Annotated in this window: 22 protein-coding genes, 1 tRNA gene and 3 pseudogenes; 7 read left to right on the top strand and 19 right to left on the bottom strand. The window is 70.1% G+C overall.

Annotated features, from left to right (window positions below; genetic code table 11):
• Positions 1–98: 98 nt before the first annotated feature.
• Both ACWDR4_RS30125 and ACWDR4_RS30120 read right to left on the bottom strand, forming a co-directional pair.
• The gene (locus ACWDR4_RS30125; RefSeq protein ID WP_450413244.1) at positions 99–542 is read right to left on the bottom strand and encodes a PAS domain S-box protein; all 444 of its coding nucleotides are present in this window, start codon (positions 540–542) and stop codon (positions 99–101) included.
• 192 nt (positions 543–734) lie between these two features.
• The gene (locus ACWDR4_RS30120; RefSeq protein ID WP_450413243.1) at positions 735–1706 is read right to left on the bottom strand and encodes a 2-dehydropantoate 2-reductase; all 972 of its coding nucleotides are present in this window, start codon (positions 1704–1706) and stop codon (positions 735–737) included.
• A gap of 236 nt (positions 1707–1942) precedes the next feature.
• Here ACWDR4_RS30120 and ACWDR4_RS30115 point away from each other — a divergent pair, with 236 nt between their 5' ends.
• Positions 1943–2617 (top strand): GntR family transcriptional regulator, encoded by a 675-nt coding sequence (locus tag ACWDR4_RS30115; protein WP_450413249.1) that lies wholly within the window; start codon positions 1943–1945, stop codon positions 2615–2617.
• 127 nt (positions 2618–2744) lie between these two features.
• Positions 2745–2829, top strand: a tRNA-Leu gene (locus ACWDR4_RS30110).
• Positions 2830–3214: 385 nt separating this feature from the next.
• On the opposite strand, the pseudogene ACWDR4_RS30105 reads toward ACWDR4_RS30110, so the two are convergent.
• From ACWDR4_RS30105 to ACWDR4_RS30050, 12 genes and pseudogenes are all read right to left on the bottom strand, one after another.
• A pseudogene (locus ACWDR4_RS30105) lies at positions 3215–3802 on the bottom strand (SDR family NAD(P)-dependent oxidoreductase); the annotation flags it as partial.
• Positions 3799–4527: pseudogene (locus ACWDR4_RS30100) on the bottom strand (enolase C-terminal domain-like protein); the annotation flags it as partial. The pseudogenes ACWDR4_RS30100 and ACWDR4_RS30105, both read right to left, overlap by 4 nt.
• Before the next feature lie 100 nt (positions 4528–4627).
• Positions 4628–5389 (bottom strand): LuxR C-terminal-related transcriptional regulator, encoded by a 762-nt coding sequence (locus ACWDR4_RS30095; RefSeq protein ID WP_450413242.1) that lies wholly within the window; start codon positions 5387–5389, stop codon positions 4628–4630.
• Between the two features lie 277 nt (positions 5390–5666).
• Positions 5667–6620: an SGNH/GDSL hydrolase family protein gene (locus tag ACWDR4_RS30090; protein WP_450413241.1), complete on the bottom strand. Its 954-nt coding sequence runs from the start codon at positions 6618–6620 to the stop codon at positions 5667–5669.
• Between the two features lie 145 nt (positions 6621–6765).
• Positions 6766–7422: a response regulator gene (locus ACWDR4_RS30085; protein ID WP_450413240.1), complete on the bottom strand. Its 657-nt coding sequence runs from the start codon at positions 7420–7422 to the stop codon at positions 6766–6768.
• Positions 7419–8756 (bottom strand): sensor histidine kinase, encoded by a 1338-nt coding sequence (locus ACWDR4_RS30080; RefSeq protein WP_450413239.1) that lies wholly within the window; start codon positions 8754–8756, stop codon positions 7419–7421. Before ACWDR4_RS30080 ends, ACWDR4_RS30085 begins: the two co-directional genes overlap by 4 nt.
• A gap of 560 nt (positions 8757–9316) precedes the next feature.
• Positions 9317–11524, bottom strand: a pseudogene (locus ACWDR4_RS30075) (MMPL family transporter); the annotation flags it as partial.
• A 308-nt stretch (positions 11525–11832) separates the two neighbouring features.
• Positions 11833–12522 (bottom strand): DedA family protein, encoded by a 690-nt coding sequence (locus tag ACWDR4_RS30070; protein WP_450413238.1) that lies wholly within the window; start codon positions 12520–12522, stop codon positions 11833–11835.
• A gap of 131 nt (positions 12523–12653) precedes the next feature.
• On the bottom strand, positions 12654–14135 hold the full coding sequence (locus ACWDR4_RS30065) for an MFS transporter (protein WP_450413237.1): 1482 nt from the start codon (positions 14133–14135) through the stop codon (positions 12654–12656).
• Positions 14136–14282: 147 nt separating this feature from the next.
• On the bottom strand, positions 14283–14585 hold the full coding sequence (locus ACWDR4_RS30060; protein WP_450413236.1) for an oxidoreductase C-terminal domain-containing protein: 303 nt from the start codon (positions 14583–14585) through the stop codon (positions 14283–14285).
• The gene (locus tag ACWDR4_RS30055) at positions 14582–15082 is read right to left on the bottom strand and encodes an FAD-dependent oxidoreductase (protein WP_450413235.1); all 501 of its coding nucleotides are present in this window, start codon (positions 15080–15082) and stop codon (positions 14582–14584) included. Before ACWDR4_RS30055 ends, ACWDR4_RS30060 begins: the two co-directional genes overlap by 4 nt.
• On the bottom strand, positions 15079–15312 hold the full coding sequence (locus ACWDR4_RS30050) for a ferredoxin (protein ID WP_450413248.1): 234 nt from the start codon (positions 15310–15312) through the stop codon (positions 15079–15081). Before ACWDR4_RS30050 ends, ACWDR4_RS30055 begins: the two co-directional genes overlap by 4 nt.
• Positions 15313–15433: 121 nt before the next feature.
• Here ACWDR4_RS30050 and ACWDR4_RS30045 point away from each other — a divergent pair, with 121 nt between their 5' ends.
• A complete protein-coding gene (locus tag ACWDR4_RS30045) occupies positions 15434–15979 on the top strand; it encodes a PadR family transcriptional regulator (protein ID WP_450413234.1) in 546 nt (181 codons plus the stop codon).
• A gap of 341 nt (positions 15980–16320) precedes the next feature.
• Here the strand turns inward: ACWDR4_RS30045 and ACWDR4_RS30040 are convergent, their stop codons facing one another.
• The 5 genes from ACWDR4_RS30040 to ACWDR4_RS30020 all read right to left on the bottom strand — a co-directional run bounded on the left by ACWDR4_RS30040 (position 16321) and on the right by ACWDR4_RS30020 (position 22562).
• A complete protein-coding gene (locus ACWDR4_RS30040; protein ID WP_450413233.1) occupies positions 16321–17805 on the bottom strand; it encodes an MFS transporter in 1485 nt (494 codons plus the stop codon).
• Positions 17806–17899: 94 nt separating this feature from the next.
• Positions 17900–19123: a cytochrome P450 gene (locus tag ACWDR4_RS30035; protein ID WP_450413232.1), complete on the bottom strand. Its 1224-nt coding sequence runs from the start codon at positions 19121–19123 to the stop codon at positions 17900–17902.
• Between the two features lie 421 nt (positions 19124–19544).
• Entirely contained in the window at positions 19545–21032 is a 1488-nt protein-coding gene (locus ACWDR4_RS30030) for an MFS transporter (protein ID WP_450413231.1), read from the bottom strand.
• A 112-nt stretch (positions 21033–21144) separates the two neighbouring features.
• On the bottom strand, positions 21145–22362 hold the full coding sequence (locus tag ACWDR4_RS30025; RefSeq protein ID WP_450413230.1) for an NAD(P)/FAD-dependent oxidoreductase: 1218 nt from the start codon (positions 22360–22362) through the stop codon (positions 21145–21147).
• Positions 22359–22562 carry a ferredoxin gene (locus ACWDR4_RS30020; protein ID WP_450413229.1) on the bottom strand — a complete coding sequence of 68 codons (204 nt, stop codon included), beginning with the start codon at positions 22560–22562 and terminating at the stop codon, positions 22359–22361. Before ACWDR4_RS30020 ends, ACWDR4_RS30025 begins: the two co-directional genes overlap by 4 nt.
• 78 nt (positions 22563–22640) lie before the next feature.
• On the opposite strand from ACWDR4_RS30020, the gene ACWDR4_RS30015 reads away from it, so the two are divergent.
• The 4 genes from ACWDR4_RS30015 to ACWDR4_RS30000 are packed head-to-tail and all read left to right on the top strand — an operon-like array spanning position 22641 to position 26590.
• The gene (locus ACWDR4_RS30015; RefSeq protein WP_450413228.1) at positions 22641–23180 is read left to right on the top strand and encodes a PadR family transcriptional regulator; all 540 of its coding nucleotides are present in this window, start codon (positions 22641–22643) and stop codon (positions 23178–23180) included.
• Positions 23177–24391, top strand: coding sequence for a cytochrome P450 (locus ACWDR4_RS30010; RefSeq protein WP_450413227.1), 1215 nt, complete (start codon positions 23177–23179; stop codon positions 24389–24391). Before ACWDR4_RS30015 ends, ACWDR4_RS30010 begins: the two co-directional genes overlap by 4 nt.
• Before the next feature lie 25 nt (positions 24392–24416).
• Positions 24417–25619: a cytochrome P450 gene (locus ACWDR4_RS30005; protein WP_450413226.1), complete on the top strand. Its 1203-nt coding sequence runs from the start codon at positions 24417–24419 to the stop codon at positions 25617–25619.
• Positions 25616–26590: an SDR family NAD(P)-dependent oxidoreductase gene (locus ACWDR4_RS30000; protein WP_450413225.1), complete on the top strand. Its 975-nt coding sequence runs from the start codon at positions 25616–25618 to the stop codon at positions 26588–26590. The genes ACWDR4_RS30005 and ACWDR4_RS30000 overlap by 4 nt, the downstream gene beginning before the upstream one ends.
• Positions 26591–26597 lie beyond the last annotated feature (7 nt).

Genomic DNA, 26597 nt, shown 5'->3' with positions numbered 1-26597 from the left:
CGCGCGTCCGCTGGTCGCGGTGGCCCCGGGGACGATGGGCCAGGGCGACCAGTGCGCCGCGTCCCTGGGCCTGGAGCTTCCACGTGTCCGGCGGCGCCTCAGACCGTCGCCTTGCTCGCGGTGTCCGCCTCGGCCCGCCGCCGCATCAGCTCCCGCTCCCGCTCGCGTCGCGCGGTGACGTCCCGGATGACCGCCCCGACGTAGGTGCTGCCGTCGGGGCCCGGCAGCAGTGCCACGCTGAACTCGATGGACAGCTTGCGGCCGTCCGCCGCCAGCGCGGGTACGTTCAGCAGATCCGCGTCGCCGTACTTGGTCGTCCCCCGGTCCATGGCCTCCTGGAAACCGTCCCAGTGACGCTTGCGGTGCCGCTCGGGGATGATGACGTCCAGACTGCGGCCGTCCACGTCGTCCGCCGAGAACCCGAAGATGCGCTCCGCGCCCCGGTTCCAGAAGCGGATCAGCCCTTCGCCGTCGATGATCACTATGCCGTCGGGCGCCTGGGTGGCCATTCCCAGCACCACCTCGGGATGCAGATCTTCCATGTCGCCTCCGTGCAGGGGCAGTTGGATGCGGAATGCATACAGAGCGACAGTATACAGATGGATAGTATACAGAATCCATACCGCCCAGGAGGGTCCGCGCTCGCACAAAGGGGCGGGACCCCCGCGGCGCAGGGGGCGCTCCCCGCCGCCAGGGGCCCCGCCGTCGGGGGCCGTGGCTCGACTACTCCGGCATCATGCGGCGGTCCCCAGTGCGAGGAGATCGCTGATGGCGTGGACGGTCCGAAGGGTGGGGACGTCGACGCCGGTGATGTCGGCGAGTTCGATGACGGCGGTCAGGAGGACGTCGAGTTCGAGGGGTTTCCCGCGTTCGAGGTCCTGGAGGGTGGACGTGCGGTGGTCGCCCACGCGCTCGGCGCCGGCCAGGCGGCGCTCGATGGAGATGCCGACACGGCAGTTGAGGGCCTCGGCGACGGCCAGGGTCTCTTCCATCATGGTCTGGATGACCTGACGGGTGCCGCCGTGGTGGCACATCTGGCGCATCGTGGCGCGCGCGAGGGCGCTGATCGGGTTGAAGGAGATGTTGCCGAGAAGCTTGAGCCAGATGTCGTTGCGCAGATCGGGTTCGACGGGGCACTTGAGTCCGCCGGCCCGCATCGCCTCGCTGAAGGCCTGGCAGCGCGGGGAGAGGGAACGGTCCGGCTCACCGATCGAGAACCGCGTGCCCTCCAAGTGCCTGACGACGCCCGGCCCTTCCAGCTCGGTCGCCGCGTACACGACGCAGCCGATGGCCCGCTCCGGCGCGAGTACGGCACTGACCGCGCCGCCGGGATCCACACTCTCGACGCGCTGGCCGTCGTGGGGTCCGCCGTGATGGTGGAAGTACCACCACGGGATGCCGTTCTGGGCGGCGACGACAGCGGTGGACTCGTGGAGCAGCGGCTCGATGAGCGGCCCGCACGCCGCGTACGAGTTGGCCTTGAGCCCGAGGAGGACATAGTCGACGGGGCCGATGTCGGCGGGGTCGTCGGTGGCGTGGGCGTGCGCGGTGAAGTCACCGCGGGGGCTGAGAACCCGTACGCCGTGTTGCCTCATGGCCGCGAGGTGCGGTCCACGGGCGACGAGGTGGACGTCGGCGCCTGCTTGGTGCAGGGCGGCGCCGACGTAGGCGCCGATGGCTCCGGCGCCGAGGATGGCGACTTTCACTGGGTGGCGCTCCGTTCGGTCGAGGGTGTACCGCGGAACTGTCGAAAACTGTCGACGAAATATTGTCTACAGGATGGAAGTGGTGGCAGCAAGGGTCCGGGACGGCGTCCGGACGGCCGCGCGGGGCCGCGTGAGCTGGGTTTCCGGTCGTTTGTGCGCCGTAGACTGTAGGCGAAAGCCAATTCATACTGGGCTCTCAGATGTGGCGACGACGCTGCGGAGGAGGGGCCGTCATGCTGTCGACGACAGGACTGCCGCAGGGCGCGGTACCGAAGCTCGAACGCCCCGGTCCGTTGCGCGACCGGGTGTACGAGGCGCTGCTCGAACTGATCACCACGCGTGCCCTGCGGCCCGGCCAGCATCTCGTCGAGAGCGAACTCGCCGGGCATCTCGGGGTGTCACGGCAGCCGGTTCGCGAGGCGCTGCAACGGCTCAGCACCGAGGGCTGGGTGGATCTGCGGCCCGCCCAGGGTGCCTTCGTGCACGAGCCGACGGAGGAGGAGGCGGACCAACTCCTCACCGTCCGCACGCTGTTGGAGGCGGAAGCCGCCCGGCTCGCCGCGGCCAACGCGGGTGCCGCGGCCATCGCCGTACTGGAGGACATGTGCGCGGAGGGTGAGCGCGCGGTCGCCGTCGACGACGTGGACGGCGCGGTGGCGATGAACGCCCGACTGCACGCGAAGGTGATGGAACTCGCGGGCAACACGGTTCTCGCGGAGCTGGCCGCACAGGTCGACCGCCGGGTGCGCTGGTACTACACGCCGGTGGCCCGGCAGCGTGGCCGGCAGTCGTGGATCGAGCACCGTGAGCTGATCGCGGCGATCGCGGACGGTGACGGTCAGCGGGCCACGGAGATCATGCGGGCCCACACGGAACACACCCGGAAGATGTACCACCAGCGGGAGCGGTAGCCGCGTGGGCATACAGTCACCGTCCCGCTGCCCATGGTGAGAGATATGCAGGTGAAAGGCACTCTCAAAGCTTGGTATTGTTGTTCGTGTCGCTGCGGGGAGCACTCCCGACGGCGGCAGACACCTGGTCCGGGTGGCGGAATGGCAGACGCGCTAGCTTGAGGTGCTAGTGCCCTTTATCGGGCGTGGGGGTTCAAGTCCCCCCTCGGACACACTCTTTATGCACACGGATGGTGCTGGCCGGATTTCGGTCGGCACCATCCGTGTTTCGTGGTCGTAGGTCAGGCGCACTGGTGTGATCCTCTCTTTGCCTCGACCTGCATTTGCGTCCAGCGTGGCCTTCGCGGCTGCACGCCGCGTGGTCGGGGTCGAAGATCTTGGCCAGCCAGTGATCGACCGGGTCGATCATGGCGTTCTCGCGGAGGCGGACGGTGCCCGGATGCCCGCGTTCCAGGCGGCGTCCACAGTGGCGAGGGCGTCCTCCTCCCCGATCGGGCGGTAGAGCTTGCCGACGCCCGCGGCACCGAACGCCAGATCGGTGACCTGGACGTCGGTGCCGCACAACCGCCGGGTTCTCATGAGCCGGTCGCCGGTCGCCGGGCGGATCCGGAGTCCCTGCATACCGCCGTCGACGGCGAGCGCGGTGCCGGTGACACTGGCGGCCTCGGGACTCGCGAGGTAGACGATGGCGGCGACGTGGTCGGCGGCCATGGCCAGGGTCAGCGACAGCGCGGCACCCTTGCTCGCGGAATACAGAGCGCGTTGCGGCAGGCCCGCGGTGGCGGCGATGGAGCAGGTGTTGACCACCGCCGCACGGGCCGAGCGCCGCAGATGCGGCAGGGCCGCACGGGTCGTGCGCACCATGCCGAGGACATTGACGTCGAGGACGTGGTGCCACAGGCCGTCAGGATTGCCCTCGACGGTTCCGGCGGCACCGATACCGGCGTTGTTGACCAGGATGTCCAAGCCGCCCAGTTGCTCGGCCGCTTCCCGCACCGCGGCCCGCACCGAGGTGTCGTCCGTGACATCGGCCTTGTGAGCGAGCAACGGCTCTGGCACCCCGGAGGGGTCGAGATCGAGTACGGCGACCTCGGCGCCCCGCAAGGCCGGCAGCCGGGCCGTGGCCAGCCCGATGCCGGACGCACCGCCGGTCACGACGGCCGTGAGACCTGACAGGCCGGTCATCGGACGGCCTTGTCCGCGGCGAGGTCGGCGGCCCGGAACGTGCCGTCGGGGTAACGGAATTCGGCGATGGACCCGGTGTGCATGGTCGCGGAGAAGCCGGGTGCCGACGGAGCCGTGTAGTGGCCGTCGCGGATCACCGCCGTCGCGGTGAAGTGCTCGTGCAGGTGGTCGACGTACTCGATGACGCGGTTCTCGGTCGTGCCGGACAGCGCCAGATAGTCGAACATCGAAAGGTGTTGCACCAGTTCGCACAGCCCCACACCTCCGGCGTGCGGGCACACCGGCATGCCGAACTTCGCGGCGAGCAGCAGGATCGCCAGGTTCTCGTTGACGCCGCCGACGTGGGCCGCGTCGATCTGCAGGACGTCGAGGGTGCCCGCCTGGAGCAGCTGCTTGAAGACGATGCGGTTCTGGACGTGTTCGCCGGTGGCGACCTTCACGGGCTCGACGCCCTTGCGGACGGAGGCGTGGCCGAGGATGTCGTCGGGGCTGGTGGGTTCCTCGATCCAGTACGGCTCGAACTCCGCCAGGGCCTGGACCCACTCGACGGCCTCGCCGACGTTCCAGCGCTGGTTGGCGTCGATGGCGATGCGGATGCCGTCACCGACGGCGGCACGGGCGGTGCGCAGCCGCCGGATGTCGTTGTTCAGGTCGCCGCCGACCTTGAGCTTGATCTGGGAGAAGCCGCCGGCGGCGGCTTCCTTGGCCAGCCGGGTGAGCTTCTCGGCACGCAGGGGCCGCGTGGGGGCAACTGCCGCGCCCAGTCGGCGTTTTCGGGCGCCGGGTGCCGACTCGGACGACGACCGAGGTCGTTGTCGCCATCCTCTAGGCGGACCGGAACCCTCCTCCTGGCTGATCCGAGAAGTCTGATGCGCGTGGACGAGGTTGCTGCCATGGTGGCCTGACCAGACCTGTCTCGTAGGCGAAGACGACGGCCTGCACCCGGGCGCGGGCGCCGATCTTGGCGAGAATGCTGCTGATGTGGGTCTTGACCGTGGTCGGTGCTATCGACAGCCGCTCGGCGATCTCCGAGTTGCTCCAGCCGGAGGCGAGGGCGGCAAGTACTTCGGTTTCGCGTTCGGTGAGGCCGGACAGCCTTTGTCTCCGGTCGGGCCTGTCGGTGGAATCCCGTTCACGGACGGCCTCGATCAGGGCGCGCGTGAGGCGAGGAGACAGGACTGAGCCTCCCAGCGCGACGATGCGCACGGCTGCGGCGAGTTCTTCGGGGAGGGCGTCCTTGAGGAGGATTCCGTCGGCGCCCGCGCGCAGGGTGGCACAGGCGTACTCGTCGCCGTCGGATGCGATCAGCACGAGCACCCGCGGGGGGAGCCCGCCGGCCGGTTCGGTGCGAGACGCCCCGGCACGGCAGTCGAGTCGGGTGATGCGACGTATCGCCTGAATGCGGTCGGTGTCCGTTCGGCCCAGGTCCAGGAGGACGACGTCGGGCTGGAGGGCGGTGGCGGCTCGGACTGCTTGGGCGCAGTCGGTCGCCTCGCCCACGACGGTGAGGTCGGGCTGGGCTTCCAGGAACATGCGCAGGCCGAGACGTTGCAGGGCCTGGTCGTTGACGATGAGTACCGTGGTCATGCGGGCGTTCTCCCGGCGGACCGGGCCCGGAGGCGTTCGGCCGCCATGTTCGGAGCGGGGCGGAGCAAGAGGGCGAGGACCCGGCCGTGGATGCTGGGGTTCCGGATCCGCGGCCGGGCCCTTCCCTCGCACCGGCGCCTGTCCCCACGGGCGGCCGGTGCGTACCGGGCGCGCGCTCCGCTCGAGCACACGCGCCCGGAGTCGCGGGTGTGTGAAGGACGTGGATGAGGCGGGCTCCCTGCCGGTTGCCCGCGGCTTACGTCCTGCTGGGGTGTCGTCAGTTCTTCATGGCGCTCAGGACGGCGGTGGCCATGCCTCGTTCGCCGCGTTCGTTGGGGTGGACGACGGCTGCTGGGCTGCTGGGCCGGAGGGGTTCGATCCAGCGGCTGGCGGCGGGGGAGCAGGCGTCGTGTCCGGTGGACGGGGCGTACGTGTCGACGTACGTCGCTCCGGCGGCCTGGGCGCGTTCGCCGAGCATGGTGTTGAGCTCCTGCTGCTTCTGGCGCATGAACGTTACGTCGCCGGGGGCGAGGGGCAGTTCGCGGCCGCACTCGGTGCCTTCGGCGGGCAGGATCGCGGGGTAGCCGACGACGTAGACCCTGGCCTGGGGCGCGCGGCGGTCGATCTCGGTCAGAGCCCGGGCGAGGCGGTCGCCCGTGGCGCGTATCTTCCGGGCCACTTCGTCGGTCTCGCCGGAGGTGTACTTCTCCTTGCAGGGCGCGTTGTCGGTGACGTCCGTGAGCCTGTCGGCCAGCTTGAAGAGCGATCCGGTGGCGACGCACTTGGTCATCATCGAGCTGAAGCCGATGTCGTTGCCGCCGATGCCGAGGGTGACCACCCTCGTGGAGGTGGAAAGCGCCGAGAGCTGGGCGGGGTTGGTGCCGTGGTCGGTGGACTGGGGGGTGGTGAGGTCGGTGATGGTGGCGCCGCTGCAGCTGACGTCGCGGAAGTCGGCCGCCTTGACACCGAGTTCCTTCGCCACGACGGACGGGTAGTTGCGGCCGGACCGGTCGCAGCCGGCCGGATCGCCGGTCTGGGGAGGGATCTTGGGACCCGAGGTGTACGAGTCCCCGAGAGCGACGTACGGCCCCTTGGGCGGTGCCGACACCGATGTCTTGTTCACTTGTGCCTTGGAGTCGTCGCTGTCGGAGTTCTGTCCGATGCTGACGGCGGTGACCAGTACCCCGCACGCCAGGGCCACGCCCATGCCGGTTCGTGCCAGTGATCCCATTGCTGTGTCCTGTTCCTTCGTTGTGGATGCTCGGCTGCGGTGTTGCCGAGGTGGTCGGGCTTCGGGGACGTGGCGGTGAACACGGGTGGCGACGTGGGGAGATGGCCCGGGCATCGGACGAGCCGGGCGAGCGGGGCGGGGTCGGTCAGGCCGGGCGGACGAGTCCGGTGTCGTAGGCGAAGATCACGGCCTGGACGCGGTCGCGGGCGTCGATCTTGGTGAGGATGCGGCCGATGTGGGACTTGACGGTGGATTCGGCGAGGTGCAGGCCTTCGGCGATCTCCGTGTTGGTCCAGCCGCTGGCGATGGCGGTGAGGACTTCGCGTTCGCGCTGGGTGAGTTCGTCGAGTCGGCGCTGCTGCTGCGGGGAGTGGCCGGGGAGGCGGTCGCCGAAGGTGTCGATGAGTTTGCGGGTGAGGCCGGGGGAGATGACGGCGTCGCCGGCGGCCACCGCGCGGACACCGGCGACGAGTTCCTCGGGCAGGGCGTCCTTGAGCAGGAAGCCGCTGGCTCCGGCGCGCAGGGCGTCGTAGGCGTATTCGTCGAGGTCGAAGGTGGTGAGCACCAGGATGCGGGAGCGGCCGCCGGACTCGACGATGCGTCGGGTGGCCTCGATGCCGTCCATGCCCGGCATGCGTACGTCCATCAGGACGACGTCGGGGCGCAGTTCGGCGGTCATACGGACCGCTTCGGCGCCGTTGGTGGCCTCGCCGACGACGGTCATCTCGGGCTGGGCTTCGAGGAGCATGTTGAAGCCCATGCGCTGCAGGGCCTGGTCGTCGACGATGAGAACTGTGGTCATGAGCGGTGCTCCGGGGAGGGCGGGGGTTCCCCCTGCTCGTGCGAGGTCGAGAAGTTGGGGGAGGGCGGGTTGGGGACGAGGAACGCGCGGACGGTCCAGCCGCCGCGGGAGTTGGGGCCCGCGGTGACGGTGCCCTTGTAGAGGGCGACGCGTTCGCGCATGCCGACCAGGCCACGACCGCCCCCGGTCCGCCGGTGGCGGGTTCGCGGTGATCGGGGCGGGCCGTCGTCCTCCACGGTGACGTGGAGGGCGTCCGGGCCGACGGTGAGGGACACCTGGACCGAGGTGTCGGGGGCGGCGTACTTGACGGTGTTGGTCAGGGCCTCCTGGACGATGCGGTAGACGGACAGCTGGAGGCCCGGGGGCAGGCGTGTGAGGTCGCCGTGGGTGTCCAGGGTGACGCTGGGGCCCGCCGCGCGGACGCGCTCCAGCAGGGAGTCGAGGTCGGCCAGACCGGGTTGTGGGGCGAGCGGCGCCTCGCCCGCTCGTTCGTTGTCGTCGCCGATGACGGCGAGGAGGCGGCGGAGTTCGGCGAGGGCGTCGCGTCCGCTGGCGCTGATGATGCGGAGTGTCTGGGCGCCGCGTTCCGGTTTCGTCTCTGTGAGGGCGGCGGCGCCGTCGGCGAGGCCGACGATGACCGAGAGGGTGTGGCCGAGGATGTCGTGCATCTCACGGGAGACCCGGGCGCGTTCCTGCGCGGTGGCGAGGCGGGCCTGCTGGTCGCGTTCCTTCCTCAGGGTGTCGATGTAGGCGCTGGCCAGTCGGCTCAGCAGACCGAGCGCGGCGAACGCCGCCATCGCGGTCATCGCCAGCACGGTCACGACCTCCGGCCGGGTGGCGTGTTCCAGCTGGCGGCCCCTCCAGAAGACGGCGGCCCACGCGACGAGCTGCACGGTGGTGACGCCGACGGCGAGGGCCAGTTGGCGCGGGCTGCAGTGGCGGCCGACGTTGAAGAGGGCCACGACGCGTGCGGACTCGGAGCCGGTCATCACCCCGAGAGGGAGGGCTGCCACGGACGCGGCGGTGGTGAGCGCGAACACGAGCATGGGCCGGCGCTCCCGCCACAGGAGGGGGACGGCGAAGGCGGCGATGAGGGCCAGCTGCGCCGGTACGTCGCCCTTGTTGAAGGGGTTGAGGTAGGAGGTGGCGCCGAGCGCGGCGCAGAGAGCCGGAATCCCCCAGTGGCGGATCTTGGGGTGGGCCCGGTTGGCTCGCTGCAACGCGGCCAGCCGGTAGAGGACCGAGGCGATCACGCGCTGCTCGGAATCGCCCGCCAGGGTCTCCAGGGTCCGGTCTTCGCCCGGGCGGGGGGCGGGTGCGCTCGGCACGGTCACGGGGAGTCCTTCGCGGGTCGGGGGCCGCCCGCCGGTCCCGGGGGATTGGACCGGCGGGCGGGGATGGGGGCGGCCGGTGGGAGTCGGCCGTTCCGGTGGTGGGTCGGGCGGGGGTCGGCAGCTGTCGCTGCGACTCGTTGCCGTCAGCGCTTGCGGAACATCTTCTTCCGTATCCCCTTCATCGTGCTGGCCTTCGGCTCGGTCGTTTCGGGCGAGGTGGCGTCACCGGTGCGTGCGGGACGCTGCTTGAACCTGGACAGTCCCAGTTTCTCGCTTCGGAGCTTTGCACGACGGCTCGGCGTCTCCGTGTCGCCAGGGCCGTTGACGCCGGTGGAGCCGCTGTCCGAGGCCGCTTGGAACCCGGCGCCCGTGTCCATGGGGGTCTCGGCGCCACGGTTGTCAGCGCGCCGCTGCATGAGCCCGGACAGTCCCCGGGGCCGGCCGTGGTGGTGGTGGGGCAGCGGCGACGTGAACGTGGCCGTGTCCGGGGCATCGGAGCCGGAGTCGGTGAAGACCTGCGGGGAGCTGTAGCTGCCAGCGCCTTGGTGGACTCCGGCGCCCACGCCGGCGAGTACGGGTTCGGGTGCGGTGCTCGTGCTGTCGGCGTCCAGCGTGTGGCGCAGCTTCTCGCCCTCGACGTCCACGTTGGGCATGGCGCGGTCGAGCCACCTGGGCAGGGCCCAGGCACGGTGGCCGAGCAGGGCCAGCACCGCCGGGACGATGGTCATGCGGACCACGAAGGCGTCGAAGAGGACGGCGGAGGCGAGACCCAGGCCGACCGACTTGATCAGAGCGGCGTCGTCGAGGAGGAACCCGGAGAAGACGGCGATCATGATGACCGCGGCGGCGGTGACCACCCGGCCACTGTGCCGGAAGCCCCCGATGATGGCCTGGGTGGGGGTGGCCCCGTGGACGTACTCCTCCCGCATCCGGGTGACGAGGAAGACCTCGTAGTCCATGGCGAGGCCGAAGACGACACCGATCAGGAGGATGGGCAGCACGCTGACGATGGGTGCCGTCTGGTCGACGCCGAAGACATCCGCGAGCCAGCCCCACTGGAAGACGGCGACCAGGACGCCGAGGGTGGAGGCGATGGTGAGCAGGAAGCCGAGGGCGGCCTTGAGCGGGATCAGGATCGAGCGGAAGACCAGCAGGAGCAGGATCAGGGCCAGGCCGACGACGATGGCGAGGTAGGGGATCAGGGCCTGGGCGAGCTTCGTGGAGACGTCGATGTTGACGGCGGTGGTGCCGGTGACCATCAGGTCGGCGCCGGTGTCCTTCTGCAGGGCGGCGCTGTGGTCGCGGATGTCGGCGACCAGGTCCTTGGTGGCCTGACTGGTCGGGGAGCTCTCCGGGACGACACCGATGATCGCGACGTCACCGGCCTCGTTGAAGGCCGCGTCACGGACCGAGGCGACGTCGTCCAGCTTCTTGAGCACCGCGGTCGCGTCCGCGGCGGCGGTCTTCGGGTCGTCACTGTCACGGGCGTCGACGACCACGGTCAGCGGGCCGTTGAAGCCCGGTCCGAATCCCTCGCGGAGGGTGTCGTAGGCCAGGCGCTGGGTGCTGCCGGGGGGCTTCATGGAGTCGTCGGGCAGGGTCAGACGCAGTGACATGGCGGGGATGGCCAGCAGCCCGAGGCCGATCACCGAGACGGCGAGGACCTTGACGGGGTTGCGGGTGACGAACTTCGCCCAGCGCACGCCCATCGACTCGCCCTCGCCGCGCTCCAGGGCCTTCATGCGGGGGGACAGCAGCTTGTTCTTCATGATCCGCATACCGGCGAAGCCGAGCAGGGCGGGCAGCAGAGTCAGCGCGATCACCACGGCGACGGCCACGGCGAAGGCGGAACCCAGGCCCATGGAGGTGAGCATCTGGATGCCGATGACGCTCAGTCCGGCCAGCGCGATGATCACGGTCAGGCCGGCGAAGACGACCGCGGAGCCGGCCGTGCCCAGGGCCCGCCCGCAGGCCTCTTCCGGGTCGTGCCCGTCGCGGATCTCGTTTCGGTAGCGGGACACGATGAACAGGGCGTAGTCGATGGCGACGGCCAGGCCCAGCATCAGCGCCAGCGCGGACGTCTGGGAGGCGATGTCGAAGAACTGGGTGGCGACGGTGATCGACAGGATGGCCGCACCCACGCCGAGGATCGCGGTGAGCAGGGGCAGTCCGGCGGAGATCAGCGAGCCGAAGGTGATCACCAGGGCGACGGCGGCGACGCCGAGCCCGATCAGTTCGGCGGCCTTGCTTGCGGCGGTGTCGGCGACGGCGTCGCCGCCCAGGCTCACCGTGATGCCGGCCTTCCCGCCCTGCTCCACGACAGCGGTCTGGACGTCGTGCGCGGCGTCACTGACATCGGCCTGGGCGACCTTGTACGTCACCCCGGCGTAGCCGATGGTGCCGTCCTTGCTGACCTGTCCGCTGGTGAAGGGGTCGGAGACACTCGCCACCTGCGGCGACTTCTCCAGCTTCGCCACCATCGACTCGACCGCGGCCTTGGTGGCGGTGGCGGTCAGCTTCTGCCCGTCGGGTGCTTCGAAGACGACTCGGGCGGAGGCGCCGGAGGCGGAGGCCTGCGGGAACTCCTCGCCCAGCAGGTCGATGGCTTTCTGGGACTGGGTGCCGGGCAGCGTGAAGCTGTCCGAGGTCTTGCCGGTGGAACTCATGGCGCCAATGCCTACGGCGGCCAGGACGGCGATCCACAAGATGACGACGAGGCGTCGTCGCCGAAAGGCGAGCCGTCCCAGTCGGTACAGAAAGGTGGCCACGGATTGCTCCCACAGGAGAAGAGATCGTTACGTCAGTGCGCGGGGTCGATCGACCCTTGATCTCAAGCTAGGGGCGGTTTCGCGCGCTCCCTGCCCCCTGTGGGACCGAACCGTCGGGGTGCGGCTAGTACCCCAGTACTAATGCCACTCGTCCTTGTGGCTCGGTCACCGGTGACCGGCGATGCGCTGGTCAGGGGCTGACGGTGCTCGGCACCCGGTCGCGGTGAGGTTGCCGGCGGCCTGCCCTTCGGCCGTGGCGGGGGAAGTCGTCGCAACCGCTCCTGCCAGGGCCGTGAGGCCGAGGACGGTCACCCCACCTCGGTGCGCTCGGTCTCGCCGACCACGGTCGCGGCTTCCCGGCGGCGCCGGTTGCGGCGCCTGACGGCGATGAGGACGAGGCCCGGGACGACGGTGACGAGAACGACGTACGCGAACATGCCGGCGTAGTCGGTGACCCGGTGCCAGTTCTCGCCCAGGAGATATCCGGAGAGCAGCAGGGTGGCGGTCCACGTCATGGTGCCGATCGCGGTGAACAGCACGAACTTCGGCAGCGACATCCGCTCGGCCCCGGCCGGGATGGAGATGAGCGGACGGATGACGGGCAGCACACGGCCGAACAGCACAGCCTTGGCGCCGTGCCGGGCGAACCATGCCTCGGCGCGGTCGACGGTCTCCGTTTTGATGCCCGGGAACTTCAGCAGCAGGGCACGGGCACGATCACGGCCGAGCCGCGCGCCGAGCGCGTACTGGGCGAGACTGCCGACGACCGATCCCGCGGTGGCGCAGACGATGGCGGTGCCGATGTTGATGGCGCCCTGGGTGGCGGTGTATCCGACGAGCGGCAGCAGCACGTCGACCGGGAGAGCCCCGAAAAGCAGGCTGTCCAGGGCGGTGAGTAATGCGAGCCCTGCTCCGCCGAGCGCGTCGATCATGTCGACGGCCCAGCCGGCCAGACCTCCTGTCGGTTCGCCGGTGGCCTGGGCGAGGTACGGCATCATGCTTCTCCTCCGGAGGGATCTCGGCATCAACGGGTGTTGAGAACGGGTGAGGTCGCGGGAAAGAGGTGAGCGTGCGGTGCGGGCTCGAACGGGAACCGTTACGGCGTACGGGAACCGTTGTGGCGTATCGCCTACTCGGCGTCAGCCGTGGGCTTTCCCAGGACCGGGAGAGCGGGAGTTTCCGTGGCGTCCGTGGTGTCCGTGGTCGGCTGTCTGCCGGGGATGAAGGACGCGAAGACCAGGGCGACCGCGGCGGCCCCGGCACCGATCGCCAGAACAGCGCGCAGACCGTTCCGGGACGGCACCGTGCCGCTGCCCGAGCCGATGGTCATGTGAGCGAGGATCACACCGGCGACGGCACTGGAAACGGAGGTGCCGATGGACCGCATGAGGGTGTTGAGGCTGATGGCGGCGCCGGTCTGGGACGCGGGTATGACGCCGATGACGAGCGCCGGCAGGGTTCCGAGGGCGAAGCCGACACCGACGGCGACGACGCAGGACGTGACGACGATCTGCCAGACCTCGGACATCAGCACCGTGGCCAGGAGGTAGCCGGTGCCCGTGATCACGGAGCCGGCGACGAGGGTCACCTTGGGGCCCTTGGCCGTGGTGAGCCGGGCGGCGAGAGGGGAGACCGCCATCATCGTCAGGCCCTGCGGGGCCATCAACAGGCCGGTGACGACCAGGGACTTGCCCAGCCCGTAGCCGGTTTCCTCCGGCATCTGGAGCAACTGAGGCAGAACCAGGCCGGTCACGAACACCGCGAACCCGAGTGCCAGTCCGGTGAGGTGGGTGAACAGTACCTGTGGGCGGGCGTTGGCGCGGAGGTCCACCATGGGCTGCGGGGAGCGCAGTTCGAACCAGCCCCACAGGGGCCAGACGATCGTGGCCCCGGCCACCAGGGCGAGGGTGGGGCCGCTGTCCCAGCCCCAGTCCTCGCCCTTGGAGACCGTGAGCAGCAGGCACACCAGGCCGGTCGCCATGCCGACGGCGCCGGTGACGTCGAAGCGCCCGCCGGCGCGCACCGGCGACGGGGGCACGAGCAGGGCGACGAGGAGTGCCGCGACGGAGCCGAGCGCGGCAGCGGTCCAGAACAGTACGTGCCAGTCGAAGCTGTCGGCGAGGAGCGCGGCGACGGGCAGGCCCAAGGAGCCGCCGACGCCGAGGGAGCCGTACATCACGGCGGTGGACGTGGGGAGTCTCTCGGCGGGCAGCACGTCCCGCATGATGCTGACGCCCAGTGGGATCACGCCGTTGGCCAGGCCCTGAAGGGTACGGCCGACGAGCAGCGGGGCGAGGGACCCGCTGAGCGCGGAGATCACCGTGCCCAGCACCATGACGGCCAGCCCGAACAGGAGCATGCGACGCCTGCCGTACATGTCGCCGAGGCGTCCTGTCACCGGTGTGGTGACGGCGCCGCTCAACAGGGTGGCGGTCACCACCCAGGCGGTGTCCGCCGGCGAGGCGTCCAGATAGGTGGGCAGGTGAGGAACGATCGGGAACACCATGCTCTGCACGAACGCGACGGTGATCCCGGAGAACGTCAGGACCGCCACGACGACGCGCGGGCTCCGGGAGCCGGATTCCCCGGCGCCGGGGGTGGGGGGAAGCATGCGCGGCATGGACGAAGGCCTTTGTGTGGGGGAGCCGGTGGGGGCGGCGGTGGGAAGGAAAAGGGGCCTTTCCGGGGTGGGGCTGAGGGCGCTCTTGAGCTGCCCCGGTCCTGCGTGGAGGGCGCGCTCTCCGGCACTTGCCGCCGGTTACGCTCGGATCGGTACGGCGCCGCGCCAGGCGCTGCGGACGGCGACGGCCTGGCGCCACTGCCGGACAGCTCTGGGCGGCATGCCGATCGCGAGGGCGCCGCTGAGCCGGTCGCCGGTGCGGTACGCGGCCACGAACCGGCGTTCCGCCGAGTTCCCTTCGACGACCGCGACTTCGTCGTGGCCGCGCAGGAACCCGTACGCCCGGATCCTCATGCCGTGCTGGTCCGACCAGAAGTACGGCATGGGCGCGAACGCCTTGCGTGCCTCCGGCGCGGCGAGCGGGTTACGGGCGGCGGTCATGCCCTGATCGGCGGCGTGGGTGCGGTGCTCGATCCGCGTGGACATCTCGAACGGCGGGTTCTGCCGGCGGGCCACGCCCCCGGCCGCGTGCACGCCGGGCGGGACCTGGCGTACGCGTCACACGCCACCCGGTCGCGGACGGCGAGCCATTCGGTGTTGAGGCGCGAGCCGATGGCGACCAGGACTTCGCCGCCCTCGACCACCTCACCGTCTCCCAGGGGCACTTTGGCCTCGGTCACTTCCGACACCACGACTCCCGTACGCAGCCGCACTCCCCGCCCGAGGCGGGCCCGAGCGAGGACCCGGCCGACCTCGGTACCCGCCACGGCGGCCGACCGGACCGGGGCAGGCTCCAGCAGGATGACGTCGGTGCCGAGTCCGGCCGCGGTGGCGGCGGCCTCCGCGCCGAGGAAGCCGGCACCGAGGGCGTCGCGGCGTAACGTCTCGGCCGCGGCGAGGCCGGTGGCCGAAGCGTCGACGACAACGGTGCGCTTCACCGCTCCACCAGGCGGATCGCTGCTGCGGGGCAGAGAGCTGCGGCTTCCTTCACGCCGTCGAGGAGGTCTGGGGCGGGTTGGCCGTCGAGCAGGACGGCGACGCCGTCCTCGTCGCTCCCCCACTCTCGGCTTCGCTCGAGCGGGGGGACCCCCATGTCGAACACGTCGGGAGCGGCCAGGACACACTGACCGGCGGCGACACATTTGGGTTCGTCGAGTTCCACGTCCATACGCATGTGATGTCTTCCTCGTCCGGGGCTCGGCAGCGGAGTGGGGCCGCGAGGGGGGATGGCCCATGAGGGAGCGAGCGAGAATCTCTCGGTTACGGTGACCTAGGTTACTGTAACCTCTATGTGGATCGACATCCTCCTTTTGGCCGAGCTGGCGCGCGGGCCGCGTCACGGATACGAGCTGCGCAGGGAGGTGGAGGCGGCGACGGGGCACGCGCTGTCGAACAACTCGCTCTATCCCCGGCTGCGTCAGTTCGTCGACGGTGGTGCCGTGCTGCGTGGTTCGGAGGAGCAGGAGGCCAAGCCGCCGCGGCACGTCTACTCGATCACGGACGTCGGCCGGGAGCTGCTGCACGAGATGCTGGCCGAGCTTCCCGAGGGAGGGGTGGACCAGTCCCGTGAGTTCCATGCGCGGCTGGTGAACTTCGCCTGGCTCAGTCCTGGGGAACAGCTCGCTGTACTCGACGCCCGCGACCGGGTGCTGGTGCGTAGTCGCGACCGTGTCGCGGCGCTGGCGTCCGCACGGGTGGAGCAGTGGAGCCGTCTCGCGCTCGACCACGGGATCGTCAGGATCGACTCCGACCGCGCCTGGCTGGCCGAACTGCGGGCGGAAATCCAGCGGACAGCCGGTGCGTCCGAGCCGTGGAGCGACGAGGAACGCCGATGACGAGCGCCGTGACCCGCAGGCTTCCTCCCGTCCCGTCCGGGGGATCGCCGTACGTCTTGTCGACAACGGCCCCGGAGTACGGATGAGCACTGTGACCGGGATCGACGAAGCGGCCGGTCTTCCCTTTTCCCGGTGAGCGCTCTGCCCGCTGCCTGTTCGATCCGCCGGCCGACTGCGCAGCGCGGCTGCACCGCGCCCGCGCCGAACCGGTTGTGGGCCACCGACCTCACCGTGATCTCGACCAGCATCCGCTCGCGCAGCGACGTCGCCGTGTCGTTCGGGACCTGTCGCTGCGCGAGCGATCACCGGGTCTTGGACCCGTCATGCCGCCCTGCCGGCCGTCAGACGTCGGAAACCGGCCCTCTCGCGGCCGTCTCCACGATGTGCCGGGAGCCAGGGACGGCGTTCCCCGACCTCGGGCGGGGGATACGGGTCGCCACGGCGAAGGCCACCGCCGCGGCGGCGACCCCTATCGCCAGCACCATCCGCAGCGCGTCCTCGGAGGGCAGTTCCGCACCATGGAAGTCGATGGTCATGTGGGCGACGACCGTGCCCGCCACGGCACTGGCGACCGTGTTGCCGATGGCCCGCATCAGCGCGTTCAGGCTCGTGGCGGCGGCGGTCTCGGACAGGGGGACCGCGTCCATGATGATCATGGGCAGCGCGGAGTAGGCGAGTCCGGTGCCGACGCTGACGATGCAGGAGGCCAGGATGAGCTGCCAGACCTCGGACATCATCACCATGCAGACGAGGTAGCCGAGGGCGATGATCGACGAGCCGAGCATGAGGGTGAACCTCGGTCCCCTGGCCCTGGTGACGCGGGCGGAGAGAGGGGAGGCCGCCATGAGCATCAGCCCCTGGGGGGCCAGCACCAGACCCGTCACGACGAGGGTGGTGCCGAGCCCGTAGCCGGTGGCTTCCGGCAACTGGAGAACCTGCGGCAGAACCAGTTGCATGGCCAGGAGGGTGAATCCGATCGCCACCGCGGCGAGGTTGGCGAACAGCACTTGGGGGTGCGCTGCGGTGCGCAGGTTCACCATGGGGTGCGGGGTACGCAGTTCGTACCAGCCCCACCACGGTACGACGATGCCGGCCGCCGCGAACAGGGCGAGAGTGGTGCCGCTGCTCCAGCCCCAGTCCTCCCCCTTGGAGATGGCGAGGAGCAGGCAGACCAGTCCCGCCGTCATGCCGAGGGCGCCGGTGATGTCGACACGTCCCCCGGTGCGCACCTTCGACTCGGGTACGAACCGGACGACGAGGAGGGTGGCGACGGCGGCCAGGGCGCCCCCGATCCAGAACAGCAGGTGCCAGTCGACCTTGTCGGCGATGAGCGCGGCGGTGGGCAGGCCTATGGCGGCGCCCACCCCGAGGGAGCCGAGCATGACGGCGGTCGCCATGGGGAGCCGTCCGGCGGGCGTCTCCTCACGAAGGATGCTGATGCCGAGGGGGATGATCCCGTTCGCCAGGCCCTGCAGCGCACGGCCGACGATCATCGGGGCGAGTGAGTCGCTCAGGGCGCAGATCACCGAGCCCGCCACCAGCAGTCCCATGTTGATCAGGAGCATGCGGCGCTTGCCGTACATGTCGCCGAGCCGTCCCATCACCGGTGTGGCGACGGCACCACACAGCAGGATGACGGTGACGGTCCAGGCGGTGTCCGACGCCGAGGCGTTCAGGTATCGCGGGAGGTGAGGGACGATCGGGAAGACCAGCGCCTGCGTCAGAGCGTCCGTGATCCCGGCGAAGGCGAGAACCGCCACCAGGATGTTCGCGGGTAAGTGGGCGGATTTCCCGGCGTCGGCGGGAGCGGGCTGCGTGGGGGACATGGATCAGGCCTCCGTGTGGGGGGAGCCGCCTGCGACGGCCGTACGGAACGGGCGATCAGGGCAACGGGCGTGGTGGGACCAGTCGGAGTCGAGGTCACCAGGTGACGGGCAGTTCGTGGACTCCGAAGGTGGCCATGTCGTGCCGGTACCTGACCTCCTCCAGCGGTACTGCCAGGCGAAGGTTCGGCAGCGCGCGCAGCAGCGCCGGGAAGGCCTCCTGGAGTTCGACACGGGCCAGGGACTGACCGAGGCACTGGTGGATGCCGTGGCCGAAGGCGAGGTGACCGCGTGAGTTGCGGTCGATGTCGAGGTCGTCGGGGCCCTGGAAGAAGGGGTCCCGGTTGGCGGCGGGAAGGTTGATGGTCAACAGGTCTCCCGCGCGCACGAGTTGCCCCCCGATGGTGAGGTCCTCGGTCGCCACCCGCCACACCATGTCCTGGGCGATGGTCAGATAGCGCAGGAGTTCGTCGACGGCGCCCGCGATCACACCGGGGTCGTCGGTGTCGCGGATCCGGGCGGCCTGGTCGGGATGGCGCAGCAGGGCCAGCGTCCCCAGCCCGATCATGTTGGCCGTGGTCTCGTGCCCGGCGTGCAGCAGGATCTGGGCGATCATGGCCACTTCCGCGTGGTCGAGCTCTCCGGTGGCGACGCGGTCGGTGAGCAACCGGCTGATCAGGTCGTCGCCCGGTTCGCTTTCCTTCTGTTTCACCAGGTTCACGATGAAGTCGAAGAGTTCCCGCCGTGCGGCCGTCCGTTCGTCCACATGTGCGTCGAGACGAGCGAGGGTGGAGGCGTGTTCCTGGAAGAACGCGTGGTTCTCGTACGGCACCCCGAGCAGCAGTGAGATCGCCAGCGAGGGCACGGGCAGCGCGTAGGCGCGCACGAGGTCGGTCGGCTGTCGTCCTTCGCTGATCATCTCTTCGAGGATGCCGTCGACCAGGCGCCGCAGCTGCGGTCGCATCGCTTCCATGCGTTTGACGGTGAACTCGCCGGTCAGCATGCGGCGGGTGCGGGCGTGCTCGGGGTCGTCCTGACGTGGGAACGCCGGCGGCATCTTCATGTCCTGGGCACTGGCCGTCAGCGCGGGGTACCGGCGGGTGTCCGCGCTGATCCGCGAGTCGCTCAGCGCCATTCGGGCGTCCTCGTACCGGCTTACGGCCCAGGCGGTCTTGCCGTGCGACGTCCGCACGCGTGATAACCCCTCGTCCAGACGCCACTGCGTGTACTCGGCCGGGGGGTCGAAGGGGCAGCCGGACGAGCGTCCGCCGGGGAAGGAGGGGAGGTCGTTACCGTCGTGGGTTCCGCTCGGAATGCTCATCGGTACTCCTGATGGGAGGCGTGGGGCATCAAGGGTTACGGTGTCTTAGGTTACGGAGACCTAGGTCACTGTAACCGTGCCACATCCGGATCGGAATCCTCCTCTTGGCGGATTTCCGAGATCGGCGCGCGGCGAGTTCCGGGGCATGGCCGAGGACACGGAGGCACTCTCGTGCCCTTCTGGCAGCGGCATCGCGGGAAGTGATGTCTCGGTGTCACGCCGGCGCGTGGGGTGGGCTGCTCCGGGATGTGCGCTGGTGGCGCCCGGGCATGAACCTGGACCGTCGTCTCGTGGCCGGCCGCCACCATCACCTTGCGAGTGGAGAGGATCTCCTCGTCGGTGAGCTGGTCACCGCCCTCGGACGCCCGGACCTCCAGTCAGAAGGTGATGAGTGGGGTGTGGACGCTCGGTCCGCGATGGATCAGTCGGCGTCGGTCGAAGGAAGCAGACCGGCCTTCTCGACCATCGCGTCCGCCGGTGCGACACCGGCATCGGGTCGGTGTCGTGGGATGAAGGAGGCGACAGCCAGGGCGACGGCGGCGGCAGCGACGCCGATCGCCAGCACGGCGCGCAGGCCGTTCTCCGAGGGCACCTCCACGCCGTGGAAATCGATCGTCATATGGGCGAGGAGCACCCCGGCCAGGGCACTGGAGGTGGTGGTCCCGATGGACCGCATCAGGGCGTTGAGGCTGTTGGCCGCGGCGGTCGCCGACACCGGAACGGAATCCATGACGAGGGTCGGCAGCGCGGCGTAGCCGAAGCCGACGCCCATGGCGACCACGCAGGAGGCCATGATCAGTGTCCAGGTGGCGGACATCAGCACCATGATGAGGAGGTAGCCCACTCCCACGACCACGGCGCCGATCATCAGGGTCGTCTTCGGCCCCCGGGTCCTGGTGACCCGGGCGGAGAGCGGGGCGACGGCCAGCATGACCAGCCCCTGCGGGGCCATCGCCAGGCCCGCCGCGGTGAGGGACTCGCCCAGCCCGTGGCCCGTGGCCTTCGGCAACTGGAGCACTTGCGGCAGGACCAGGTTGAGCGCGAACAGCGCGAACCCGAAGGCCAGTCCGGCGAGATGGGTGAACAGGACCTGGGGGTGTGCGCTGGTGCGCAGGTCCACCATGGGCTGGGGCGTGCGCAGCTCGAACCAGCCCCACAGCGGGAGGACGACCAGGGCCACGGCGAGGAGGCCGAGGGTGGTGCCGTCGCCCCAGCCCCAGTCGGTGCCCTTGGAGATCGCGAGCAGCAGACAGACCAGGCCGATACCCATGCCGACGGCGCCCGTGAGGTCGACGCGCCCACCGGGGCGCACCTTCGACTCGGGCACGAACAGCAGGACGAGGAGGAGGGCGAGTGCGCCCAGAGCGGCCGAGGTCCAGAACAGCACGTGCCAGTCGAACGTGTCGGCGATCAGCGCGGACGCGGGCAGGCCCAGCGCACCGCCGACACCCAGGGAGCCGAGCATCACGGCCGTGGCCACGGGGAGGCGCTCGGCGGGCACCTCGTCCCGCAGGATGCTCACCCCGAGCGGGATGACCCCGTTCGCCAGACCCTGCAGCGCACGACCGACGATCATCGGTGCGAGCGACTCGCTGAGCGCGCAGATCACGGATCCCGCCACCAGCACGGCGACGCCGATGAGCAGCATGCGGCGCTTGCCGTACATGTCGCCGAGCCGGCCCATCACGGGGGTGGCGACGGCGCCGCACAGCAGGGTGGCGGTGAGCGCCCAGGCGGCGTCGGAGGCGGGGGCGTCCAGGTACTCGGGGAGGTGGGGGATGATCGGGATGATGAGCGTCTGGACCAGTGCGACGGCGACTCCGGTGAAGGCGAGAACCGCCACCAGGACGTTCGCGCGCCGTCCGCCCGAGGCCTCGGCCTCGGATGTCAGGGGCGGTGGGAAGGACATGGGTCAGGCCTCCGGGGCGTGGGGGAGGGGAGCGGAAGAGCCGATGGCGCTCGTACGTCGTGGACGACCGGGATCGGCAGGCACGCAGAGATGAGCAGGTCCCTGCCGTGGCTCACCGCGGCACTCCGGTCGAGGCGCTCTCGACGGTGGGCGGCGTGCCCGTCCCGTTCACCGCGACCTCGTGCCAAGGGGTGTCCGCGGTCAGTGCCTGTCGCCAGCCACGCAGGGCCTTCGGTGTGACGCCCACGCCCAGGACGCCGCTCAGACGGTCGCCGGTGCGGTAGGCCACCACGAAGCGGCGCTCGCCCAAGTCGCCCTCCACCACGGCGACTTCGTCATGGCCGCGCAGATACCCGTACGCCTGGATCTTCATGTCGTACTGGTCCGACCAGAAGTACGGCACCGGCGCGAACGCCTTGCGTGCCTCCGGCGCGGCGAGCAGGTTGCGGGCGGCGGCCATGCCCTGTTCGGCGGCGTTCGTGCGGTGCTCGATCCGCATGGAGGTGGCGAACAGCGGGTTGTACCAGCGGGCCACGTCCCCGGCCGCGTAGATTCCGGCGGCTGCCTCGCAGTACGCGTCGCACGCCACACCGTCGCCCGCGTCGAGCCCGCTGCCGGCCAGCCACTCGGTGTTGGGCCGCGAACCGACCGAGACCAGTACCTCGTCGCCCTCGACCACCTCGCCGTCGCCCAGGATCACTCCGGTGCCGGTCACGTGCGACACCGTCACCCCGGTGCGCAACTCCACGCCCCGCTCCTGGTGGGCGTGGGAGAGGACCCGGCCGACCTCGGGGCCCACCACATGAGCCAAGGGCACCGGCGCGGGTTCCAGCAGGGTGACGTCCGTACCGAGTGCGGTCGCGGTGGCGGCGGCCTCCGCGCCGAGGAAACCGGCACCGACCACGACGAGCCGACGCCCGGGACCGAGCCGGTCTCGCAGGGCGAGGGCGTCGTCGAGCGTTCGCAGGACATGCGCGTCCCTGCCGGGCAGTCGCCGGGGACGTACGCCGGTCGCGATGACGAGAGCGTCGTACGACACGGCCGATCCGTCCGCCAGCTGCACCGACCGGGCGGCGGGATCCAGCCCGGTCGCGGCGATGCCCAGACGCAGATCGAGACCGAGGGCGTCCAGGTCGGTAGGGGCGCGCAGAGCCAGTTGGTCCATGTCCCACTGACCGGTGAGGAACTGTTTGGACAGGGGCGGCCGGTCGTAGGGCTGGTGTGGCTCGTCGCCGATGAGGGTCAGTGTTCCGGCGTAGCCCTCCCGGCGCAGCGTCTCGGCCGCCGCGAGGCCCGCGGCCGAGGCGCCGACGACAACGATCCGCCTCACCGCTCGACCAGACGGATCGCCGCCGCGGGACAGAGCGCCGCGGCCTCCTTCACACCGTCGAGGAGATCCGGGCCGGGCCGGTCGTCGAGCAGGACGGCCACTCCGTCCTCGTCACGCTGGTCGAACACGTCCGGAGCGGCCAGGACGCACTGACCGGCGGCGACGCATTTGGGCTCGTCGAGTTCCACTTCCACATGCATGGTTTTCGTCCTCGTTCTCGGCGGTGTCGGGCGAGTGCTGATTGCTAGGTTACGGAGACCTAGGTTACGGTAACTTTCATGTGGATCGACATCCTCCTTTTGGCCGAGCTGGCCCGCGGACCACGCCACGGATACGAGCTGCGCAGAGAGGTGGAGGCGGCGACGGGACACACGTTGTCCAACAACTCCCTCTATCCCCGGCTGCGTCAGTTCGTCGACGGCGGGGCGGTGCTGCGCAGTTCGGAGGAGCAGGAGGCCAAGCCGCCGCGGCACGTCTACTCGATCACCGACGTCGGGCGCGAGGTTCTGCACGACATGCTGGCCGAACTCCCCGAAGGCGGAGCGGACCAGTCGCGCGAGTTCCATGCGCGGCTGGTGAACTTCGCCTGGCTGAGCCCCGGGGAACAACTGCGCGTCCTCAAGGCCCGCGACGGGGTGCTGGCCGTCAACCGTGACCGTGTCGCCGTGCTGGCGTCCGTGCGGACGGAGCGCTGGAGCCGCCTCGCACTCGACCACGGGATCGCGCGCATCGACGCGGAACGCAGTTGGCTGGCCGGGCTGCGGGTGGAGATCCAGAACAGCGTGAACCCCTCCCCATCGACCCAGGAGCATGGATGAGCACGGTGACCGACGCCGACGAAACGGCTGGACTTCCTGTCTTCCCCGGTGAGCGCTCAGCCCGCTGCCCCTTCGACCCACCGTCCGAATACGCGCGGTGGCGCGAGGCGGAGGGGCTGCGCAAGGTGGTGTGGGGCGGCCACACGGTCTGGGCGGTGAGCCGGCTGGAGGACATCAAGACCGCCATGACCGATCCTCGCATCAGCGCGGACATCGTCGGTCGGCTCCAGGGGGAGGAACGCGGTGAGGGGGCGCCGCCGATCTTCCCGCGGATGGACGACCCGGAGCACGCCCGGCTGCGCCGCATGCTGACCAAGGACTTCACCGTCAAACGCGTGCAGGCCATGCGTCCGCGGATCCAGGAGATGGTGGACGACTTCCTCGACCAGATGATCGGCAAGGGCCAACCGGCGGACATCGTGCGTGACTTCGCGCTGCCCGTGCCGTCCCTCGTGATCTCCCTGCTGCTCGGAGTGCCGTACGCGGACCACTCGATCTTCCAGCAGCACACGGCGGTCATGATGAGTCTGCACCGCCCGCAGGCGGAGCGGACCGCCGCGAGCGGGGCCCTCTTCGGTTACCTGCGGGAACTGGTCGCACGCAAGGAGGCGGAGCCCGGCGACGACCTCATCAGCCGTCTGCTGAGCGAGCATGTCGCGAACGGCGACATCGACCGCGACACGGTGGCGATGAACGGCTACCTCCTGCTCAACGCCGGCCACGAGACCACGGCCAACATGATCGCCCTGGGCACCCTGTTCCTTCTCCGTCATCCCGATGACCTCGCGCGGATCCGGGACACCGACGACCCGAAGGTGGTCGCGGGCGCGGTGGAGGAACTGCTGCGCCACCTGACGATCGTGCACAGCCTGGTGGGCCGCATCGCCGTCGAGGACGTCACCATCGGCGGACAGCTGATCAAGGCCGGTGAAGGCCTGGTCATCAACCTGCCCGCCGGTAACCGGGACCCCGGATTCCTCTCCGATCCCGACGCCTTCGACATCGGCCGCGATGTCCGCGGGCACGTCGCCTTCGGCCACGGCACCCACCAGTGCATCGGCCAGATCCTGGCCCGCGCGGAACTGGAGATCGCGCTGCCCACCCTGCTCCGCAGGCTGCCGGATCTGCAACTGGCGGTTCCCTTCGAGGAGTTGAGGTTCCGCGGCGACATGAGCATCTACGGCGTACACGAACTGCCCGTCACCTGGTGAACCGCGACCGTATCGAGAGGCACCCATGACCGTCACAGAACCCCGGGCCTATCCGTTCGCCATCGAGAAGCTCGACTTCGACCCGCTGTACGCCGAGTTGCGGCGCGAACAGCCCTTGTGCCGCGTCCAGTTGCCGTACGGCGAACCGGCCTGGCTGGCAACCCGCTACGAGGACGTGAAGATCGTCCTCGGGGACCCGCGCTTCAGCCGCGCCGCTGCCGTCGGCCGGGACCAGCCCCGTTCCCGCCCCTATCCGGCGGGCGCCGGAGCGATGATCAGCCTCGACCCGCCCGAGCACAGCCGGCTGCGCAGGCTGGTGGCGAAGGCGTTCACCATCCGGCGCGTCGAGCAACTGCGGCCGCGCGTGCAGCAGATCGCGGACGGACTCGTCGACACCATGGTCGCCGAGGGAGCGCCCGCGGACTTTGTCCAGGCCTTCGGACTGCCGCTGCCCATCGCCGTGATGTGCGAACTGCTCGGCGTGCCCTTCGAGGACCGGACCGACTTCCGGCGATGGGCGGACGCCTACCTGTCCACCAGCAAGTTCACCCGGGAGCAGGTGGCCGACTCCCGCGCACAGCTGAGGGAGTACGTCGCCGCCCTCACCGCCGAGCGGCGCAAGGAACCGAAGGACGACCTGCTGTCCGCCCTCGTCGCCGCCCGCGACGCCGAGGACCGCCTCTCCGAGGAGGAACTGCTGACGATGGCGGAGACGATCCTCGTGGCCGGCCACGAGACCACCGCCACCCAGATCCCCAACTTCGTCTACCTGCTGCTCACCAACCCCGACCAGCTGGCGGCCCTGCGTGCTGACCTCGACCTGGTACCCAGGGCTGTGGAGGAGCTGCTGCGCTACATCCCCGCCGGAGCAGGCAGCTCGCAGCCGCGCTACGCCCTGGAGGACGTCGAGTTGGGTGGCGTGACGGTTCGCGCGGGCGAGCCCGTGGTGGTCGACAGGTCCTCGGCCAACCGGGACGAGTCCGTCTACACCGATCCCGACGAGCTTGATCTGACGCGCAAGGAAGCTCCCCACATCGGGTTCGGCCACGGAGCCCACCACTGCCTCGGCGCTCCGCTGGCCCGGATGGAACTCCAGGTCACCCTCCACACCCTGCTGACCCGGCTGCCGGGTCTGCGGTTCGCCGACTCCGCGGACGACGTCGTGTGGAAGTCGGGCGTCTCCACGCGTGGTCCGGAGCTGATGCCGGTCACCTGGGACCGCGCATGAGCGACCTCGGATTCGACGACAGGGTCGCGCTCGTCACCGGCGCGGGCGGCGGGCTGGGCAGGGAGTACGCCCTGCTGCTGGCGTCGCGCGGAGCACGTGTCGTGGTCAACGACACCGGCGGGTCGACGGCCGGCGAAGGGACGGACGAAGGTCCTGCCGAGAACGTGGCCCGGGAGATACGTGACCTGGGCGGCGAGGCGGTGGCCGACACGCACAGCGTGGCGACGCCCGAGGGCGGGCAGGCCGTCGTCCGTACCGCCCTGGACGCCTACGGCACCGTGGACATCGTCGTCAACAACGCGGGCATCCTGCGGGACGCGCCCTTCCACGAGATGACGTCCGACCTGCTCGATCCCGTCCTCGACGTACACCTGAAGGGCGCCTTCTTCGTCACCCGGCCGGCGTGGGACGTCATGCGGGAGCAGGGCTACGGCCGTGTGGTCAACACCACCTCGGCGGCCGGACTCCTGGGCACCACGGACAAGAGCAACTACGGCGCCGCCAAGACGGGTCTCATCGGCCTCACCCGCGTCCTGGCTGCCGAGGGGTCCGCACACGGCATCAAGGTCAACGCCGTGGCCCCGATCGCGCTCACCCGCATGCTCACCCAGTCCATGACGCGAACCGGAGCGCAGGGGAAGGTCCCCGAACGAGAGCCTGAGCGCGCCGAGCAGGCGATGACCGTGGAACGTATGAAGTCCTTCGTCGACAAGCTCGATCCGGCGCTGGTCGCCCCGGTCGTGGCGTACCTGGCGCACGAGGGCTGCCCTGTCTCCGGCGAGATGTACACGGTGGGCGCCGGTCATGTCGCGCGGTACTTCGTCGGCAGAACGGACGGCTACTTCAACCCGGCCCTGTCGATGGAGGACGTGCGGGACCACTTCGACGAGATCAGGGACGAGACGGGATACACCGTCCCGAAGGACCCGGGCGAGGAGACCGGCCGGTTGTTCAGGACGGTGAAGGGCTGACGGGGGA

The sequence above is a fragment of the Streptomyces sp. NPDC000878 genome (assembly GCF_053599695.1).
This window is presented reverse-complemented; position numbering and strand designations above follow the sequence as displayed.